Annotated in this window: 16 protein-coding genes and 2 pseudogenes; 8 read left to right on the top strand and 10 right to left on the bottom strand. The window is 55.8% G+C overall.

Going from position 1 to position 16,484, the window contains the following annotated elements:
• The first annotated feature begins 70 nt into the window (after nt 1–70).
• A complete protein-coding gene (locus INF77_RS16000) occupies nt 71–1,099 on the top strand; it encodes a Mal regulon transcriptional regulator MalI (RefSeq protein ID WP_028012924.1) in 1,029 nt (342 codons plus the stop codon).
• Between the two features lies 1 nt (nt 1,100).
• On the opposite strand, the gene INF77_RS15995 is transcribed toward INF77_RS16000, so the two are convergent.
• On the bottom strand, nt 1,101–1,997 hold the full coding sequence (locus INF77_RS15995; protein ID WP_088205345.1) for a LysR family transcriptional regulator: 897 nt from the start codon (nt 1,995–1,997) through the stop codon (nt 1,101–1,103).
• Nucleotides 1,998–2,104: 107 nt separating this feature from the next.
• Here INF77_RS15995 and INF77_RS15990 point away from each other — a divergent pair, with 107 nt between their 5' ends.
• Together INF77_RS15990 and INF77_RS15985 are read left to right on the top strand one after the other, a co-directional pair.
• Nucleotides 2,105–3,085, top strand: a complete 981-nt coding sequence (locus tag INF77_RS15990) for an MBL fold metallo-hydrolase (protein ID WP_193531786.1) — start codon at nt 2,105–2,107, stop codon at nt 3,083–3,085.
• A gap of 15 nt (nt 3,086–3,100) precedes the next feature.
• A complete protein-coding gene (locus INF77_RS15985) occupies nt 3,101–3,955 on the top strand; it encodes an alpha/beta fold hydrolase (protein ID WP_150143605.1) in 855 nt (284 codons plus the stop codon).
• Between the two features lie 38 nt (nt 3,956–3,993).
• Here the strand turns inward: INF77_RS15985 and INF77_RS15980 are convergent, their stop codons facing one another.
• Together INF77_RS15980 and manA are read right to left on the bottom strand one after the other, a co-directional pair.
• Nucleotides 3,994–5,526, bottom strand: a complete 1,533-nt coding sequence (locus INF77_RS15980) for a YdgA family protein (RefSeq protein ID WP_193531787.1) — start codon at nt 5,524–5,526, stop codon at nt 3,994–3,996.
• 99 nt (nt 5,527–5,625) lie between these two features.
• Nucleotides 5,626–6,801 (bottom strand): mannose-6-phosphate isomerase, encoded by a 1,176-nt coding sequence (gene manA, locus INF77_RS15975; RefSeq protein ID WP_028012929.1) that lies wholly within the window; start codon nt 6,799–6,801, stop codon nt 5,626–5,628.
• Nucleotides 6,802–7,000: 199 nt separating this feature from the next.
• Here manA and fumA point away from each other — a divergent pair, with 199 nt between their 5' ends.
• Both fumA and fumC read left to right on the top strand, forming a co-directional pair.
• On the top strand, nt 7,001–8,647 hold the full coding sequence (fumA, locus tag INF77_RS15970; RefSeq protein ID WP_028012930.1) for a class I fumarate hydratase FumA: 1,647 nt from the start codon (nt 7,001–7,003) through the stop codon (nt 8,645–8,647).
• Nucleotides 8,648–8,784: 137 nt separating this feature from the next.
• Complete coding sequence (gene fumC, locus INF77_RS15965; protein ID WP_028012931.1) at nt 8,785–10,179, top strand: class II fumarate hydratase; 1,395 nt, start codon at nt 8,785–8,787, stop codon at nt 10,177–10,179.
• Here fumC and tus read toward each other — a convergent pair whose 3' ends face one another.
• The 3 genes from tus to INF77_RS23295 form a co-directional block, all read right to left on the bottom strand.
• On the bottom strand, nt 10,180–11,109 hold the full coding sequence (gene tus, locus INF77_RS15960) for a DNA replication terminus site-binding protein (RefSeq protein ID WP_193531788.1): 930 nt from the start codon (nt 11,107–11,109) through the stop codon (nt 10,180–10,182).
• Nucleotides 11,110–11,182: 73 nt separating this feature from the next.
• Complete coding sequence (gene rstB, locus INF77_RS15955) at nt 11,183–12,481, bottom strand: two-component system sensor histidine kinase RstB (protein ID WP_028012933.1); 1,299 nt, start codon at nt 12,479–12,481, stop codon at nt 11,183–11,185.
• A 29-nt stretch (nt 12,482–12,510) separates the two neighbouring features.
• Nucleotides 12,511–12,765 carry a hypothetical protein gene (locus INF77_RS23295; protein ID WP_370529626.1) on the bottom strand — a complete coding sequence of 85 codons (255 nt, stop codon included), beginning with the start codon at nt 12,763–12,765 and terminating at the stop codon, nt 12,511–12,513.
• Between the two features lie 32 nt (nt 12,766–12,797).
• Here INF77_RS23295 and INF77_RS23290 point away from each other — a divergent pair.
• Nucleotides 12,798–12,971, top strand: a pseudogene (locus tag INF77_RS23290) (KilA-N domain-containing protein); the annotation flags it as partial.
• 42 nt (nt 12,972–13,013) lie between these two features.
• On the opposite strand, the gene INF77_RS15950 reads toward INF77_RS23290, so the two are convergent.
• The gene (locus INF77_RS15950) at nt 13,014–13,400 is read right to left on the bottom strand and encodes a hypothetical protein (protein WP_126345674.1); all 387 of its coding nucleotides are present in this window, start codon (nt 13,398–13,400) and stop codon (nt 13,014–13,016) included.
• A gap of 327 nt (nt 13,401–13,727) precedes the next feature.
• Between INF77_RS15950 and INF77_RS15945 the strand changes: the two are divergent.
• A pseudogene (locus INF77_RS15945) lies at nt 13,728–13,874 on the top strand (DJ-1/PfpI family protein); the annotation flags it as partial.
• 175 nt (nt 13,875–14,049) lie between these two features.
• Here INF77_RS15945 and INF77_RS15940 read toward each other — a convergent pair.
• Both INF77_RS15940 and rstA read right to left on the bottom strand, forming a co-directional pair.
• The gene (locus INF77_RS15940) at nt 14,050–14,310 is read right to left on the bottom strand and encodes a hypothetical protein (protein ID WP_063942568.1); all 261 of its coding nucleotides are present in this window, start codon (nt 14,308–14,310) and stop codon (nt 14,050–14,052) included.
• Nucleotides 14,311–14,553: 243 nt separating this feature from the next.
• On the bottom strand, nt 14,554–15,270 hold the full coding sequence (gene rstA, locus INF77_RS15935) for a two-component system response regulator RstA (RefSeq protein WP_028012938.1): 717 nt from the start codon (nt 15,268–15,270) through the stop codon (nt 14,554–14,556).
• Nucleotides 15,271–15,398: 128 nt separating this feature from the next.
• Between rstA and INF77_RS15930 the strand changes: the two genes are divergently transcribed.
• Nucleotides 15,399–15,734 (top strand): GlpM family protein, encoded by a 336-nt coding sequence (locus tag INF77_RS15930; protein WP_014883596.1) that lies wholly within the window; start codon nt 15,399–15,401, stop codon nt 15,732–15,734.
• Here INF77_RS15930 and folM read toward each other — a convergent pair.
• Nucleotides 15,731–16,453: a dihydromonapterin reductase gene (gene folM, locus INF77_RS15925; RefSeq protein ID WP_028012939.1), complete on the bottom strand. Its 723-nt coding sequence runs from the start codon at nt 16,451–16,453 to the stop codon at nt 15,731–15,733. The two genes, INF77_RS15930 and folM, sit on opposite strands and share 4 nt — an antisense overlap.
• Nucleotides 16,454–16,484 lie beyond the last annotated feature (31 nt).

Genomic DNA, 16,484 nt, shown 5'->3' with positions numbered 1-16,484 from the left:
ACTGGTAGTATAAAGATAACGTATTGATAAAACGTTTTACCGATCTCATTTCAGGGAGTCACGCTGACACATGGCTGTAGCGAAAAAAGTCACCATCAACGATGTCGCACTGGCGGCGGGGGTTTCCGTCAGCACCGTTTCTCTCGTGCTCAGTGGTAAAGGGCGCATCTCGCCCGCAACCGGCCAGAGGGTGAACGAGGCGGTTGAACAGCTGGGCTTTGTGCGTAACCGTCAGGCGTCGGCGCTGCGCGGCGGGCAAAGCGGGGTGATTGGCCTGATTGTCCGCGACCTGACGTCACCTTTCTATGCGGAGCTGACCGCCGGGTTAACCGAAGCGCTGGAAGCGCAGGGGCGGATGGTCTTTCTGCTGCACGGCGGGCGCGAGGCCGGGCAGCTTCTCTCCCGTCTCGATATGCTGCTGACCCAGGGGGTTGACGGAGTGATCGTCGCCGGAGCGTCGGGCGTGGGTAGCGAACTGTGCGAGCGTGCCGCCGAAAAAGGCGTGCCGCTGGTGTTCGCCTCGCGCGCCAGCTATCTGGACGAGGCCGATACGCTGCGCCCGGATAACATGCAGGCCGCGCAAATGTTGACCGAACATCTTATTCGCCGCGGGCATCAGCGCATTGCCTGGCTGGGAGGGAAAAGCTCCTCCCTGACGCGCGCCGAGCGGGTCGGCGGCTACTGCGCGACGCTGATTAAATACGGCCTGCCGTTCCACAGCGAATGGGTCGTGGAGTGTGAATCCAGCCAGAAGAAAGCGGCGGAAGCGATAGGCGCGCTGCTGCGAAGCAATCCGACGATCAGCGCCGTGATTTGCTACAACGATGTGATTGCCATGGGTGCCTGGTTTGGCCTGATCCGCGCCGGGCGTCAGAGCGGCGAGGGCGGGGTGGAAACCTTCTTCGGCCATCAGGTGGCGTTAGGGGCGTTCGCCGACGTTGGTGAAAACGCGCTGGATGACCTGCCGATAGTCTGGGCTACCACCCCTGCGCGGGAGATGGGCTACACGCTGGCAGACAGAATTATGCAGCGCATCGACAACACGGATGTCCAGTCCGGGCACCAGATTGTGGCGGCGCGGCTGGTGACGGTGAAATAACTCAGCTCTGCTGCGTTAGCGGGTTGAGCGTCAGATGTGTCTCCAGGGCTTCTACAAATTTTCGTACTTTTGCCGGGATCAGCCGGGAGGTCGGGTAAACCGCCCAAATGGCCAGCGATTCCGGCTGAGCATCTTCCAGGACGATCCGCACGAGTTTACGCTCAGCAATGGCGGGCTCTACGTACCAGCGAGATAAATTTGCGATGCCGAGTCCCCCCAGACAAGCCTCGAAAATCGCCTCAATAGAGTTAGCCGAGAATCGGCCTGACACCTTTTGTTTGTAGCGCTGTTCACCCTTCTCAAATGACCAGTGTGTCGTATCTGAGGTGGTCAGGCAGCTATGCCCAGCCAGATCGTTAAGCAATTTCGGTGAACCGTACGCGGCGAGATACTCCGCGCTGGCGCAAAGCTCGCGGGGGTTATCACAGATGCGGTGTGCAACTAACCGGTTATCGCGCAGCGGTGCAATGCGTAACGCCACGTCTATGCCTTTCCCGACAATATCAATTTGCTCATCGGTTGCCAGCAGGTCGACCTGCAGGGCAGGATGTTGCTGCATAAACAGCGGCAACATCGGTGCAACGATCTTGCGTCCAAACGCCGCTGAGGCGGTAATGCGAAGGCGTCCGGACAGGTGCGTACCATCAGGAAACAGATCGGCCAGCGCGTTATTTTTATCTTCCAGCAACGCCTGCGCATGCGGCAAAAAAACGTCACCATCGCTGGTCGGTGAGAGGGATCGCGTGGTGCGATGCACCAGCCTGACCCCCAGCTCAGCCTCAAGATTGTTAAGAGAGCGTGACGCCGCCATGGCGCTCATTGAGAGCCGACGCGCGGCGCCCGCCAGGCTACCCGCCTTAATCGCTTCGACAAACACTTCAACGTCTTCCAGTTTCATTATATCGTTTTTCGCTATGCTGCCTTATCAAAGTACATATCTACAGTATTTATCGTTACGCTGCCATAGTCTCTTCACAACCTGAAAAATATCAATCTGGAGTGAAGATGAAAAAGTTGAAAACGGTTCTGGCATTCAGCAGCCTGTTGCTGGTAAGTGCCGCCTGGGCTGACGCACCTGCGCAGGTGATGCAGCAGGTCCCCGGCTATTATCGTCTGGCGGTAGGGGAATACGAGGTCACGGCGCTGTTCGACGGCTATAACGACCTTTCGCCGTCATTACTACACGGTCTTTCAGACGACAAGGTTCGTAAACTGCTGGCTCAGCATAAAATCGATGCCGACCGCATGCCGACCGCTTTTAACGCTTTCCTGGTTAATACCGGTAAACATCTGGTCATGATTGACAGCGGAGCGGGGCACTGCGTGCCGGAAACGGCCGGCCAGCTGGTTAACAATATGAAAGCATCAGGCTATCGTCCTGAGCAGGTTGATACCATTTTCCTGACTCACCTGCATCTTGACCACGTGTGTGGCCTGAGCGATGCAGACGGTAAAGCGTTGTTCCCCAATGCCACCGTCTACGTACCGCAGGGGGAGGCCGACTACTGGCTTGATCCTGCAAAAGAAGCGAGCGCGCCGGCTAATGCGAAAGAGTATTTTGCTATCGCCCGAAAAGCATTGTCTGATTATAAAGCCTCCGGACATCTTAAAACCTTCGTTCCGCCAGCTTCGCCGATCCCGGAAGTCCAGACGGCCTATGCCGTTGGCCATACGCCCGGCAGTACCGTTTATCGCTTTGCGTCGCAGGGGACGGCTATTAACTTCATTGGGGATCTGATTCATGCGCCAGCCGTCCAGTTCCCGCATCCTGAAGTGTCTATTCGCTTTGATGTCGATTCGAAAAAAGCCATCTCGTCCCGGGCGCAGGAATTTAACGCCCTGGCGAAAGACGGCGAGTGGATGGCCGCTGCGCATCTGCCTTTCCCCGGTATTGGGCATATCACCGCCTGGCAGCAGGGCTATAACTGGAACCCTGTAAATTACGGTCCTTATCAACGTGCGGCCAACGTGCCTCTGCTGAAATAAAGTGAGGTTACGAATATGAAAAGTTACACCGTAACGGCAAACGACATTCGCCAGTTTGTGGTTGAAGAGGGTGAAGGCGCGCCGGTTATTCTTCTGCACGGTTTTCCTGAAACAAACTATGCCTGGCGCTACCAGATACCTGTATTGTCCCGGCACTACCGCGTCATCGCGCCGGATTTGCGAGGATATGGCGAAACGGATAAACCGGCTTCTGGCTATGATAAACGGAACATGGCCCGGGACATCCGGGAGCTGATGCGTGCGCTGGGGTTACAGAAGGCGGTGCTGGTGGGGCACGATCGCGGGGCGCGCGTCGCGACGCGGTTCGCAAAAGATTACCCTGAGCTGGTGGATCGTCTGGTGGTCATGGATAACGTGCCAACGCGTATCGTGGCGCGCGATTTGAATGCGTCCATCGCCCGCGCATACTGGTTCTTCCTGTTCCATCTTGTGCCCGATCTACCGGAAGCGCTGATTGCAGGACGTGAAAATATCTGGCTGCGCCACTTTTTCTCGGACTGGACCTACGATCCGTCAACCATCAGCGGCGAGGCGTTTGACACCTATGTTCGCGCGTATCAGGCGCCCGGAGCCGTGCGAGGCGCGATGGCTGACTATCGCGCCAACGCGGAAGACGTGGCGCAGGATCTTGCCGACGCTGACGTGAAAATCGCCTGTCCGGTAATGTCGCTGTGGGGCAATGATTTTCACGCGGTCGGAAAGCTCTTCGATATGCAAAGCGTCTGGGCTGAAATGGCGGATAACCTGCGGGCGCAGGGTATCGACGAGTGCGGCCATCTTCCTCAGGAGGAACAGCCTGAGAAAGTTAATGCCTTGCTGCTGGATTTCCTGCAGGGATGGAAAGGATAAGGGCAATAAAAAACCCCTCTTGCGAGGGGTTTTGACGTTTACTGCTGCGGTGCCGCCGGTACGGCTGGCGCTGCGGGTTCAGCCGGTTCCGGCATTCCCAGCGTCGGCATACCAAACATGCCAACAAACTCTTCCAGCGTCATTTTGTCGCCGTTCAGCGTTACCTGGCCGTTGGCATATTGCAGGCTGGTGGAAATGGTGTTGTCTTCCACTTTGGTGATGCGGAACATCTGACCCATCGCCGCCAGACCTTTCACCTGCTGGTTCGCCAGCTTGCCGGCATCTTCATCGCCGTAGCCTTCCAGCTTCGCAATCTGGGTCATAAACTCGGTCGCCATATCCATCGGGATGGTCAGCTTGCTGTCGAGCGACTTCACGCTGCGATCCACTTCCTGCGCCAGCGTCTGCGGTTCACCCGTGGCGGCTGCAGGATCTTTCAGGAACAGCGACAGGTTAAAGCTGGTTTCGCCTTTGCTGTTTTTCCAGCTCAGCGGCGCAACGGTGACCACCGGCTGGCCTTTCAGCAGGATTGGCAGGTTATTGAAAAGCACCGCCATCGCCTGCTGCTGGTACACTTCCGGGTTCTGCTGCAGCGCGGCGTCGGTCAGCAGCGCCTGGCTCTCTTTGCTGTATTTCTGGCTAAATTCGTGCCATGCCTGGCCGTCGATATTGCCGATCTTCAGCGACAGCTTGCCGGTGCCCAGATCCTGATTCTGCACTTTCAGGCTCTTCAGCGTGTAATCCAGCTGGGTATTGATGCTCTTACCGTCTTTGGATACGTCGGATTGACCGTTAACGTCCATGCCTTCCAGCACGGCCATCTCTTTTCCTTCAATTGCGATAGCAATTTTATCCACGGAGAGCTTCTGATCGCCGATACGCTCTTTAAAGTCGGTCATACGGCTGTTGCCGTCGGCTTTCAGGTTGTTGAAGGTGAGCTGAACTTTTTGGTTATATTCGTTCACGGCGTTGACCAGGCCGCTTTCCGCTTCACCCGTCATGGAGAAGACGTTGCCGTCCCGATCCGCATCAAGTTTGAAATGGCCGCCGCTGAAGGCGACTTTTTCGTTCTCTTTCTCGTAGTTCAGCGGTTTCAGCGCGATATCAGAGCTGGTATCACCGGAGTAGCTAATACGGGTGTTAATGTCGAAAGGTGATTCATTCTTCGCCAGGTCAAACAGCGGTTTAGTGACGTCGTTATTCACCAGTACGGTATGAACGGACGCCATGGACGGGATCAGGTTAAACGACTTTAGCTGCGCCAGCGGCAGCGGACCGTGGCTTACCACTTCATCCAGCACCACGCTCTGTCCCGGCTTCAGCCAGCCGTTTGCCGCACCGGCCACCGGCTTCACCACCAGCTGCATGCGGCTGGTGAACACGCCGCGCTGATAGTTCTGGTAGCTCAGCTCCAGACCCGCCTCCGGCGCGCTGCGCTTAATTTCTCCGTTAGCCTGCGCCACCATCTCAGCCAGACGGCCTTCCAGCTGTTTCCCGGTAAACCAGGAGGCACCCGTCCAGACCACGCCTAACGCTACAATCACTCCAACCGCTACGACCGATTTTTTCATTGCGACTATCCCTAAAATGAAACCAGGCGGTAAAAACCGCCCGGAGATATTAAGCCTTCAACTAGCTTAGCAAGAGTTGTTAAAAAATTCAGTAAGTGCTTAAAGCTTATTAAAAACGCGCGCCAGGCGACCGGTGCCGCTTACGCTGACCGGGGACTCATTGGCTGCAACGAATGCTGACTCGCCAGGCTGGAGAACCAGACGCTGCTCGCCTTTGCGCAGCGTTGCTTCGCCCTCGACGCAGAACAGGATCGCCGCGCTTTCCTGTGCGATTGTCGTTTCCGTCTGATTGAGGTCGTGCAGGGAGAACGCAAAATCCTCAACCGGAATCGGGAAGTCCAGCTCTGCACCGTTTTTCACCGGCTGAGTCAGCAGCTCCGCGGCAGGCTTCGCTACAAACTTCACGTTGGCAACCAGCTCAGGGATGTCGATATATTTCGGCGTCAGGCCCGCGCGCAACACGTTGTCAGAGTTGGCCATCACCTCCAGCGCTACGCCCTGCAGGTAGGCGTGCGGGGTTTCCGCGAACAGGAACATCGCTTCGCCCGGGTTCAGCTTCACCACGTTCAGCAGCAGAGGGGAGAACAGGCCGCTGTCGTCAGGGTAAAACTCGGAAATCAGGCGGATGGTCTCCCACGGTTCCCCTTGCTGGCTGTTCAGGGCCGCTTTCAGCACCGCCAGCGCGTGAGATTTCTCTTCACCCTGCATATTCAGCAGGCTGGCAAACAGCTGGCTGAGCGCGTCCGCGTTTGGGTTTTCGAGGAAGTGGGCAATAGCCTTGTTGGCACCCGCGACCGGCTGCAGCAGGGAGATAATCTCTGAAAACTCGCGGAAGGCGTTCATCGCCAGGAACGGCGTCAGTGCGAACACCAGCTCCGGCTTGTGGTTAGGATCTTTGTAGTTACGCTCGGCGGCGTCCAGCGGGATGCCCGCCGCGTTCTCTTTGGCAAAGCCGATTTCAGACGCTTTCTTGTTCGGGTGAACCTGGATGGAGAGCGGCTGGTCGGCGCACAGCACCTTAAACAGGAACGGCAGTTCGCCAAAGCGCTGAGCCACCTTGTCGCCCAGCAGTGCGGCTTTATCGGCATCAATCACGTCACGCAGGCTGCGTACCTGGCCGCTGGCGTCTTCAATTTTTGAGCTGCTCTTCGGGTGCGCCCCCATCCATAGTTCCGCCATCGGCAGGTTGTTCGGGTTCGCGATACCGTAGAGATCCGTTAACGCAGTTTTACTTCCCCAGGCGTAGTTTTGCACTGAGTTAATGAGTTTTTGCATTATCAAGCCCTGATTCAAATGTGGAATTAACTCCGGGTATTAAAGCAATAAACTACGTGGAAGTAACCTGTGGATGTAAAAAGTCGTACTAGTCTCAGTTTTTGTTAAAAAATTGTGTAGGATAAGCTGACTCGCTTTTAAGCCGGGCAGCGGAACATCTGCCCTGAATAAACAGACCGAAGCAGTAAGTGAGAGAACAATGTCGAATAAACCCTTCCATTATCAGGATCCTTTCCCCCTCAGTAAGGATCAGACCGAGTATTACCTGTTAACCCGCGATCACGTTTCCGTCTCTGAGTTTGAAGGACAAGAGATCCTCAAGGTGGATCCGCAGGCGCTGACGCTGCTGGCGCAGCACGCTTTCCACGATGCCTCCTTTATGCTCCGCCCCGCGCATCAGCAGCAGGTTGCCGATATTCTGAGCGACCCGGAAGCCAGCGAAAACGACAAGTACGTTGCCCTGCAGTTCCTGCGTAACTCCGATATCGCGGCGAAAGGCATTCTGCCAACGTGCCAGGATACCGGCACGGCGATCATCGTCGGTAAAAAAGGCCAGCGCGTCTGGACCGGCGGCGGTGACGAAGCGGCGCTGGCTCACGGCGTCTACAACACCTACACCGAAGACAACCTGCGCTACTCGCAAAACGCGGCGCTCGATATGTACAAAGAGGTCAACACCGGCACCAACCTGCCCGCGCAGATTGACCTCTACAGCGTCGACGGTGACGAGTACAAATTCCTCTGCATCGCCAAAGGCGGCGGTTCGGCCAACAAAACCTATCTCTACCAGGAAACCAAAGCGCTGCTCACTCCGGGCAAGCTGAAAAATTACCTGGTTGAGAAGATGCGCACCCTCGGCACCGCGGCGTGCCCGCCGTACCATATCGCGTTTGTGATTGGCGGTACCTCGGCGGAAAGCACGCTGAAGACCGTCAAGCTGGCCTCAACCAAATACTACGACGGCCTGCCAACCGAAGGTAACGAACACGGTCAGGCGTTCCGCGACGTGCAGCTTGAACAGGAGCTGCTGGAAGAAGCGCGTAATCTGGGACTCGGGGCGCAGTTTGGCGGTAAGTACTTCGCCCATGACGTGCGCGTGATCCGTCTGCCGCGTCACGGTGCCTCCTGTCCGGTCGGGATGGGCGTCTCCTGCTCTGCGGATCGCAACATCAAGGCCAAGATCAACCGCGAAGGCGTGTGGATCGAAAAGCTGGAAAATAACCCGGGCAAATACATCCCGGAAGCGCTGCGTAAAGCGGGTGAGGGTGAAGCGGTTCGCGTTGACCTGAACCGTCCGATGAAAGAGATTCTGGCGCAGCTTTCTCAGTATCCGGTCTCGACCCGTCTCTCCCTGAACGGCACGATCATCGTGGGTCGCGACATTGCGCACGCGAAGCTGAAGGAGCGTCTGGACAACGGCGAAGGGCTGCCGCAGTACATTAAAGATCACCCGATCTACTACGCGGGCCCGGCGAAAACGCCTGAAGGCTATGCCTCCGGCTCGTTAGGCCCAACCACGGCAGGGCGTATGGACTCGTACGTTGATCAGCTGCAGGCCAACGGCGGCAGCATGATCATGCTCGCTAAAGGCAACCGCAGCCAGCAGGTGACGGACGCGTGCCACAAGCACGGCGGCTTCTACCTTGGCAGCATTGGCGGCCCGGCGGCGGTACTGGCGCAGGGCAGCATCAAGAGCCTGGAGTGCGTGGAATACCCGGAGCTGGGTATGGAAGCGATCTGGAAAATCGAAGTGGAAGACTTCCCGGCGTTTATCCTGGTGGATGACAAAGGCAACGACTTCTTCAAGCAGATCCAGTCGTCCCAGTGTTCGGCGTGCGTGAAGTAAATTGAAAAAAACGGGTGGCGCAGCCGCCACCCGACATCAAAAAGAGCGCACAAAGCGCCATACCGTTTCTCAGAAGTCATCAATACTTATCCCTTAAGCATGTGAGCAATCCCTCTTTTGTTATCAAGGAGAAAGTAATGACCACGGTACGCCATGAGAAAGACTCGATGGGCGCCATCGACGTCCCGGCCGACAAGCTCTGGGGCGCGCAAACCCAGCGTTCGCTGGAACACTTCCGTATTTCGACCGAAAAAATGCCCGTCTCGCTGATTCAGGCGCTGGCGCTGACCAAACGCGCCGCCGCGAAAGTGAACCAGGATTTGGGCCTGCTGGACGCCGATAAAGCCACCGCCATTATCAACGCCGCAGACGAAGTGCTGGCGGGCAAGCATCCTGACGAATTTCCCCTTGCTATCTGGCAGACCGGTTCCGGTACCCAGAGCAACATGAACATGAACGAAGTGCTGGCGAACCGGGCGAGCGAGCTGCTGGGCGGCGTGCGCGGCATGGAACGTAAGGTCCACCCGAACGATGACGTCAACAAAAGCCAGAGCTCTAACGACGTCTTCCCGACGGCGATGCACGTGGCGGCGGTAATCGCCATTCGCGAGCAGCTTATCCCGCAGCTCAACGTGCTCAAATCCACGCTTAACGAGAAAGCGCAGGCCTTCCGCGACATCGTCAAGATTGGCCGTACGCACCTGCAGGACGCCACGCCTTTGACGCTCGGCCAGGAGATTTCCGGCTGGGTGGCGATGCTGGAACATAACCTGAAGCATATCGAGAACAGCCTGCCGCACCTGGCGGAGCTGGCGCTCGGTGGGACGGCGGTCGGTACCGGGTTAAACACCCATCCAGAATACGCGGTGCGCGTGGCGGAGGAGCTTGCTGCCATCACCGGACAGCCGTTCGTCACGGCGCCCAATAAGTTCGAAGCGCTGGCGACCTGCGATGCGCTGGTCCACACCCACGGCGCGCTGAAGGGGCTGGCGGCCTCGCTGATGAAAATTGCTAACGATGTGCGCTGGCTGGCCTCGGGCCCGCGCTGCGGCATCGGTGAAATCAGCATCCCGGAAAACGAGCCGGGCAGCTCCATCATGCCGGGTAAAGTGAACCCGACCCAGTGCGAAGCCATGACCATGCTCTGCTGCCAGGTTATGGGCAACGACGTGGCCGTCAACATGGGCGGTGCGTCCGGCAACTTCGAGCTGAACGTCTATCGCCCGATGGTGATCCACAACGTGCTGCAATCTGTTCGTCTGCTGGCGGACGGGATGGAGAGCTTTAACGAGCATTGCGCGGTGGGGATTGAGCCCAATCGCGAACGCATCAGCCAGCTGCTCAATGAATCTCTGATGCTGGTCACCGCGCTCAATACCCATATTGGCTACGACAAGGCCGCCGAGATCGCCAAAAAAGCGCATAAAGAGGGGCTGACGCTGAAAGCCTCCGCCCTGGCGCTGGGCTATCTCACGGAGGCGGAGTTTGACGCCTGGGTTCGCCCGGAAGCGATGGTCGGTAGCCTGAAATAATCATCCCGCCACGTACAGGTGCAGCCGAGGAATAATCAGCTGTAGCGGCTGCGCCTGAGGTCTGTAACGGTGCTGAACATTGTCAGCATCGTAATTCAGCAGTTCCCCGATATCGGGTACCACCGCGCCCTGATCGGCATCGTAAAGCGCAATCAGCGGCGTCGGGCAGGCATACTGCACCTGCTTTTGCTGACCGGAATACCAGACGCGAGCGATAGGCTGCACCTTCACCGGGCGCTTTATCTTCAGGCGCGCATCCGCCGGCAGCGAGGCGATGCTGTGGTACTCCTGCTCCAGGCGCTCAATCCACTGCTCCCGCGACCACGGCGCGACGGTGCGCGGCGTCTTCAAGCTTTTTTCCAGCTGGGCCAGAATCTCATCCCGGGTGAAGTTTTTAATGATGTGCTTATTCGCCCAGCCGAAGCGCAGCGTAGCGGGGTGACGCAGTACCGTCAGCGTCCGATAGGCATTCAGGGTAATCAGCCCCGGAAGCTGGCGGTGCACCCACTCAAACCGCGCGGCAGGGGCGAGGCCGGACTCTTCGGTGATGATCTTTTCAAAGGCCGCTTTCAGGGTGTTGATATGCGCAATCTGGCTTTCCAGCGCTTCGCGCGATGTCGCATCGGTTTGCAGGCAGATGACCCCCGGCAGGCGCACGGCGGCCTTGCTGCTGCGGTTTTCTGACTGCTGCTGGATAAACAGGCGACGATAGTGTTTTAGCGCCAGCTCAAGGGCCGCGCTGCCGATGTGCTGTTCGACCTCGATGGTGTCCAGCGGATCGTGCTCGGCTCCCTTAGCCACTTCCGGCAGGGTAAAGACGCGCGCGGCCAGCAGGCGGCAGGCCTGCAAACGCTCGGTCAGGGTCAGGAGTTCGTGTTCTATTTCCCGAAACGTGCCGTTAAGCCGTTCGATGAGATCGTAGTTCGCCATAAACACTCTCATTAGTTACAACATACTTATCATATAGCACAGCACGCCGGGTCAGGCCAGCGTGCGGTTGAGGTCAGGCAGGAACGGGAAGGGCGATGTTATGGTACACCGGCCAGCTAAAGCAGAAGCGCGCGCCGCCGAGCTCGCTCTCCTCGCAATGCACCGTGCCGCCCATCGCCTGCGCGATAGAGTAGACAATCGCCAGCCCCAGGCCGCATCCGCCGGTGGCGCGATCGCGGCTGGGATCGAGGCGGACAAACGGTTCAAACACGGTTTCTCTCGCTTCCGGGGCAATTCCCGGTCCGTCGTCCTCCACCGTCAGGCTGGCCCGGTTGCCCTGTAAATCCAGGCCAATCTGGAGCGTACTTTCGCTGTAGCGCATGGCGTTGTTCATCAGGTTGTCCAGCACGCGCTCCATCAGGCGCATATCGAGCGCGCCGTAGTCACCCGGCGTGACGCGCGTCAACAGCGTGCGCTGCGGGTTTACGCTCTGAACGTCATCAATGTGGGTTTGCAGCCAGGCGGGCAGATCCGGCGTGGTGAGGTTCAGCTCGTTTTGCGGGCGGTCGAGACGCGCGTAGGTCAGCAGCTCCTCAATCAGCGCTTCAAGCTGGCCAATGTCGCGGTTAAGCGCCTGATTCTCTGCCTCGGTCAGATTCTCGCTCATCTCCAGACGGTAGCGCAGGCGAACCAGCGGCGTGCGCAGCTCGTGCGCAATTCCGTCGATCAGCTGCTTCTTACTGGCGATCAGGGCGTTGATGTTATCGGCCATCTGGTTAAAGGCCACGCCCAGACGCTCAAAGCTGGAACCGCTGTCGAAGTGAATGCGTTCGGTAAAATGCCCCTCGCCAAAACGCTGCGCGGCAGATTCCAGCTTCAGCATGTCCTGCCAGTGGGGCCGCATCCAGATAAAGACCGGAAATGCGAGCGAAATGGCGATAAAGGCCATCAGCGCCATGTCCAGCAGGCGCATCTGGTGCAGATAATAGAGATAGGGCACCGGCCCGACGGCCAGCACGTAATGGCTGCGCGGAATACGCTGGATAAAGGTGTATTTCTCATCCAGCGCGACGATGTCCCCGTCGCGCAGACGCTGCATGGCGGGCGGGTCCAGATCGAAATCTTTTAACGGCTCAATGCGTAAATCGAATGACAGATTGAGATCCAGCTCTTTCAGGGTTTTCGCCCAGTCGTGTGGCGGGATCTCTCTCAGCTCGCTGCGCATCAAATAGAGCGAGCTTTTCATCAGATCGTCCAGCGACTGCCGGCCCGCACGTTCGGCGGTGAATTTATAAACCAGGCCGACCAGCATGGTCATCACCAGGAAGCAGACAAACAGTAAAAGATAAAACTGCACAAACAGCTTTTTCATTAAATATCACCGGGACATCAAGTAATTAACTACTTTGTTTTTACCTTCAGGGGCACTATAGGGGCATTTGCATATCCGCCAAAGCGCTGATTCAAAAATGCTACCTGATCGCTCTCGAGAACCTTTATCCTCGCAGAGTACACATGGAAGACCATCTCTGCATTCTCATCACCCATCTGATTCGCTATAAAAGCAGGATTAGCATCTGCCGACAACATCCAGCACGCGTATGTATGACGCAGCTGATAGGGGCGTCTGCGGCGAATGCCCGATCGTTTTATCATTCGGTAGGCCTGTCTTCTCTTTCAGTTTTGAAGCAATTTCTCGGCTGAACAAGCTTGATCATATTATTAATACCGAAACGAAAGAGGTTAGTCATTGCGCCAGCAAAATGGCCCGGTGGGAAGCTGGTGGTAGGAAACAATTTCTTCATATGGCTCGTGAGTGGATGATGAGCGAAGTTCAGATTTATTTGCCAGGCTTCAAATAAGTATTCACAGAGAGCCATTTTCACAACGGCTTCCAGATAAAATTACTTCCTGTAAAGGTCGCCTTGACCGGACCTTGCTCTTTCCCAGATTTCATCATCAGAGAGTGAAGTTTCTATCAGTTCAATCGGTGCGCCATTGTCATTAATCATGGCAACAAAGAAACCGTCAATGGGCTCATAGGGACCAAGAATGACTTCTTCATCTTCGATAGCTCTTAACAGGTTGTCCACTTTGAAGGCGACGTGAGGCACAGTTTTTATCAGATTGTGGAGTGGGGAACTATCTTTAAATCTATGCCACTGCACACGAAACTGACCTGGGTTATCAACTGTATACATCCCGGCTTTTTCGCTGTATGCACCTTCAAAAACGCCATCCTGTAACGGGATGCCGAAGTGATGAAAAGTATACTTTACATTTGATTTCATTCTTATCTCGCTAACTAATTAATGACAATGTAATTGAGCATAGGATGTAACTACTGTGGGCAATGTACTAAATATAAACAACAAAAGAATACCATACATGAAATTCTTCCAACACGAGCGCATTTGTAAGTGGATTTAAAAGGGATATCCCTACAGCGGATAAATCACCTGCTATTCCCTTGAGTGGATAAATAGACGTTCATGACTTACATCGACAGATGCATTAAACCTGTAAGGGAATCGATTTAACTGCTGGTAATTTTGAAATGTTCAATCTGATGCGAGCGTTTGTTTCTGAATGTGTTGAATTTTTTTACAAACTTATGCAGCAAGCGGTTTGGTTCAGTTTGTACGGGGGCATTACTCCTGGCGCTCACCGGAAAGCTAAATGGAAAAAGAGTGACCACGCATTGGACATGTGCGAAAACCCTTTCCGCCAGGCATCCCCAAATAATCGTAGAGGCAGATGCGTTGTAACGAGCCGTTAATAGCTTTGCGAACGGGAGAGAAGCTATAGCCTTTCCAGTAAATTGCAGATTTTCTGCACACTAAACTGCACAAACAGCTTTTTCATTGGATCTCACCGAAAAAACGCTATGTGCAGAATATACATGAAAACCCTTCGGGTTTTTCACGTCTGTCGAGCGTGTTATATGGCTTTCGCGCTGTTTTTTACCTTGGCGATGAGTTTTTCGGTCACGGCCAGGCCTTCCGCAATGTGCGTATCAATCACATCCACCCCGTATTCGCTGATGAGATCCAGCAGTATTTCGTAAGACTGGATGAGTTCCAGCAGGTCAAAGAGCGCTTTTTGATCGGTGCGTGAGGGGGAGGTGTGGTTAAGGGTTGCCTGATTAACAATCCACTCAAGATTGGTTTTAATCGCTTCTACCTGACCGTAGCTATACATAATTCATGGGCTTAAATCCTCATTTCAAGATTTCTGGGAGCGATGTCGTGAAAGCTTCACGGCGAAAATGAGTAAAACGATCGCAAGAGCGGGATGAGCTGAAGAAAGGAGAGTCGAGAAGCTAATTATGGAATAGTTTGCGTGCTTAGCAAGTTAAATGTTGCGCAAACGTAAAAATAAATGCGCGAAAAGAGGGCGTTTCGCGCAATGCCTTCAATTCGCGCAGATTATCCTCTCCGACGATCAGGTTTCCCAGGCGTGTGGGGCAAACAGATAACCCTTGTTACGCACGGTTTTAATGCGGTAGGGCTCGGTGGCGTTATCCTGCAGTTTTTTTCGTAATCGCGAAATCGCCACGTCAACGCTGCGATCCATACCGTCATAGCTCACGCCACGGAGGTTTTTCAGCAGCGCGTCGCGGTCCATGATTTGCCCGGCATGCGTGGCCAGCTCCCAGAGCAGGTCAAAGTCTGCGGTAGAAAGGGCGATAAGCTCGCCGGAAAGCAGGACCTGGCGGTTAACCGGGTCAATAGACAGCGTACCGAAGCGCAACGCTTTGTGCGGCGTCAGGGACGGCGCGGGCGCTTCGCGTTCGATGCTGGCGTGCTGGCGCAAATGCAGGCGCAGGCGGGCCAGCAGGACGGCAGGCGGTGTGGTTTTCAGAATGTAATCATTGGCGCCCATCTCCAACGACAGAATATGGTTCATATCGCTGTCCAGTGAGGTAAGCAGAACGATAGGACCGTCCCAGCGGGCTCGCAGGTCCCGGCAGAGCGTCATGCCGTCTTTGCCTGGCAGCATGATGTCCAGCAGCACTAAATCCGGGTTTTCACGGACGACCACCTCTTCGGCACGATCGCCGCGAGGCTCAACAATGACGTCCATATCATGTTTACCCAGATAGGCGGCGATCAATTGCCCGACTTCGGGTTCGTCTTCAACATATACAATCTTATTCATACAGCGTCTGTTTTCGTGAAAAAAGCCAAAATACACCGCGGAACCTTAACCTTCCATTAATCTTTCAAAATTAACGCCGCTTCCGTTATTCTGACGTTTCTTGTTATTTGATTGTTATAGGAAAAAATATGGGGCTGGTGATCAAAGCCGCGCTGGGGGCGCTGGTGGTGTTACTGATTGGCATTCTGGCAAAAACCAAAAACTACTATATTGCCGGGCTGATCCCGCTGTTCCCGACCTTTGCGCTGATTGCCCACTATATTGTGGCCTCTGAGCGGGGTACGGAAGCGCTACGCACGACCATCGTGTTTGGCATGTGGTCAATCATTCCGTACTTTCTCTACCTGCTTTCCCTGTGGTATTTCACCGGTTTTCTGCGGCTTCCCCTGGCGCTGGGCGGGGCAGTGGTCTGCTGGGGGCTCAGCGCCTGGGTGTTAATCTTCTTCTGGAGCCGCTTTCACTAGCGCAGCGGGCGGCCGCCGTCCACGGCAAAGGTTCTGCCGGTGACGTAGCAGCTGGTGAGCAGATAATCTACAAGGTCGATCACCTCTTTCTCGCCTGGGGCAATTTTCATCAGCGACTTATTCAGCGCCTGCTGGCGGTATTCCGCATCATCGTGTTCGTTAAACAAAATCATCGCCGGGGCGATGGCGTTCACCTTTACCTCGGGCGCGAGCTTGCGGGCAAAGGAGCGGGTCATGTTATCCAGCGCGGCTTTGCTGGCCGCGTAGGCGATATGCTTGTCGCTGCCGCGCTCCACCACATAATCGGTAAAGTGGATAATGTCGCCCGCCGCATGCCCGTGGCCGCGCAGCAGATCCTGCAGCGCGTGGTTAAGCAGATAAGGGGCGTTAACGTGGATCTGCAGCATGGCGGAGAGCGTATCGCTGAGGGACGTGCCGGGCTTCTCGGCACACCATGCGCTGGCGTTATGGATCACAGCGCGCAACCCCGTCGCGGTGGATTTAACCTGTTCTGCAAAGGCCAGAATGCCTTCGTCGGTGGAAAAATCAGCCTGAATGCAGACCGCTCCGGCCTTGCGCAGCCCCTCAATCGACGGGTATTCCGTACGGTAGCTGACAATAACCGGATGGCGAAGGTTGAGAAAGTGATGGGCGAGGGCGAGGCCGATACGGCGGCCTCCACCGGTGATCAGTATTGGGCGAAGCGGTGCATTTCCCATCGTATTCTCCTTTACAGTTCAACAATGGGAA

It is taken from the genome of Enterobacter cloacae complex sp. P1B, assembly GCF_014982345.1.
GTDB lineage: Bacteria > Pseudomonadota > Gammaproteobacteria > Enterobacterales > Enterobacteriaceae > Enterobacter > Enterobacter bugandensis.
The sequence above is the reverse complement of the archived record's forward strand: the minus strand, read 5'-3'. Positions and strand labels throughout refer to the sequence as shown.

Bases quoted from the DNA above. Each gene is read 5' to 3' on its own strand.
- INF77_RS16000 (WP_028012924.1), top strand. From the start codon at position 71: ATGGCTGTAGCGAAAAAAGTCACCATCAACGATGTCGCACTGGCGGCG.
- INF77_RS15995 (WP_088205345.1), bottom strand. From the start codon at position 1,997: ATGAAACTGGAAGACGTTGAAGTGTTTGTCGAAGCGATTAAGGCGGGT.
- INF77_RS15990 (WP_193531786.1), top strand. From the start codon at position 2,105: ATGAAAAAGTTGAAAACGGTTCTGGCATTCAGCAGCCTGTTGCTGGTA.
- INF77_RS15985 (WP_150143605.1), top strand. From the start codon at position 3,101: ATGAAAAGTTACACCGTAACGGCAAACGACATTCGCCAGTTTGTGGTT.
- INF77_RS15980 (WP_193531787.1), bottom strand. From the start codon at position 5,526: ATGAAAAAATCGGTCGTAGCGGTTGGAGTGATTGTAGCGTTAGGCGTG.
- manA (WP_028012929.1), bottom strand. From the start codon at position 6,801: ATGCAAAAACTCATTAACTCAGTGCAAAACTACGCCTGGGGAAGTAAA.
- fumA (WP_028012930.1), top strand. From the start codon at position 7,001: ATGTCGAATAAACCCTTCCATTATCAGGATCCTTTCCCCCTCAGTAAG.
- fumC (WP_028012931.1), top strand. From the start codon at position 8,785: ATGACCACGGTACGCCATGAGAAAGACTCGATGGGCGCCATCGACGTC.
- tus (WP_193531788.1), bottom strand. From the start codon at position 11,109: ATGGCGAACTACGATCTCATCGAACGGCTTAACGGCACGTTTCGGGAA.
- rstB (WP_028012933.1), bottom strand. From the start codon at position 12,481: ATGAAAAAGCTGTTTGTGCAGTTTTATCTTTTACTGTTTGTCTGCTTC.
- INF77_RS23295 (WP_370529626.1), bottom strand. From the start codon at position 12,765: ATGATAAAACGATCGGGCATTCGCCGCAGACGCCCCTATCAGCTGCGT.
- INF77_RS15950 (WP_126345674.1), bottom strand. From the start codon at position 13,400: ATGAAATCAAATGTAAAGTATACTTTTCATCACTTCGGCATCCCGTTA.
- INF77_RS15940 (WP_063942568.1), bottom strand. From the start codon at position 14,310: ATGTATAGCTACGGTCAGGTAGAAGCGATTAAAACCAATCTTGAGTGG.
- rstA (WP_028012938.1), bottom strand. From the start codon at position 15,270: ATGAATAAGATTGTATATGTTGAAGACGAACCCGAAGTCGGGCAATTG.
- INF77_RS15930 (WP_014883596.1), top strand. From the start codon at position 15,399: ATGGGGCTGGTGATCAAAGCCGCGCTGGGGGCGCTGGTGGTGTTACTG.
- folM (WP_028012939.1), bottom strand. From the start codon at position 16,453: ATGGGAAATGCACCGCTTCGCCCAATACTGATCACCGGTGGAGGCCGC.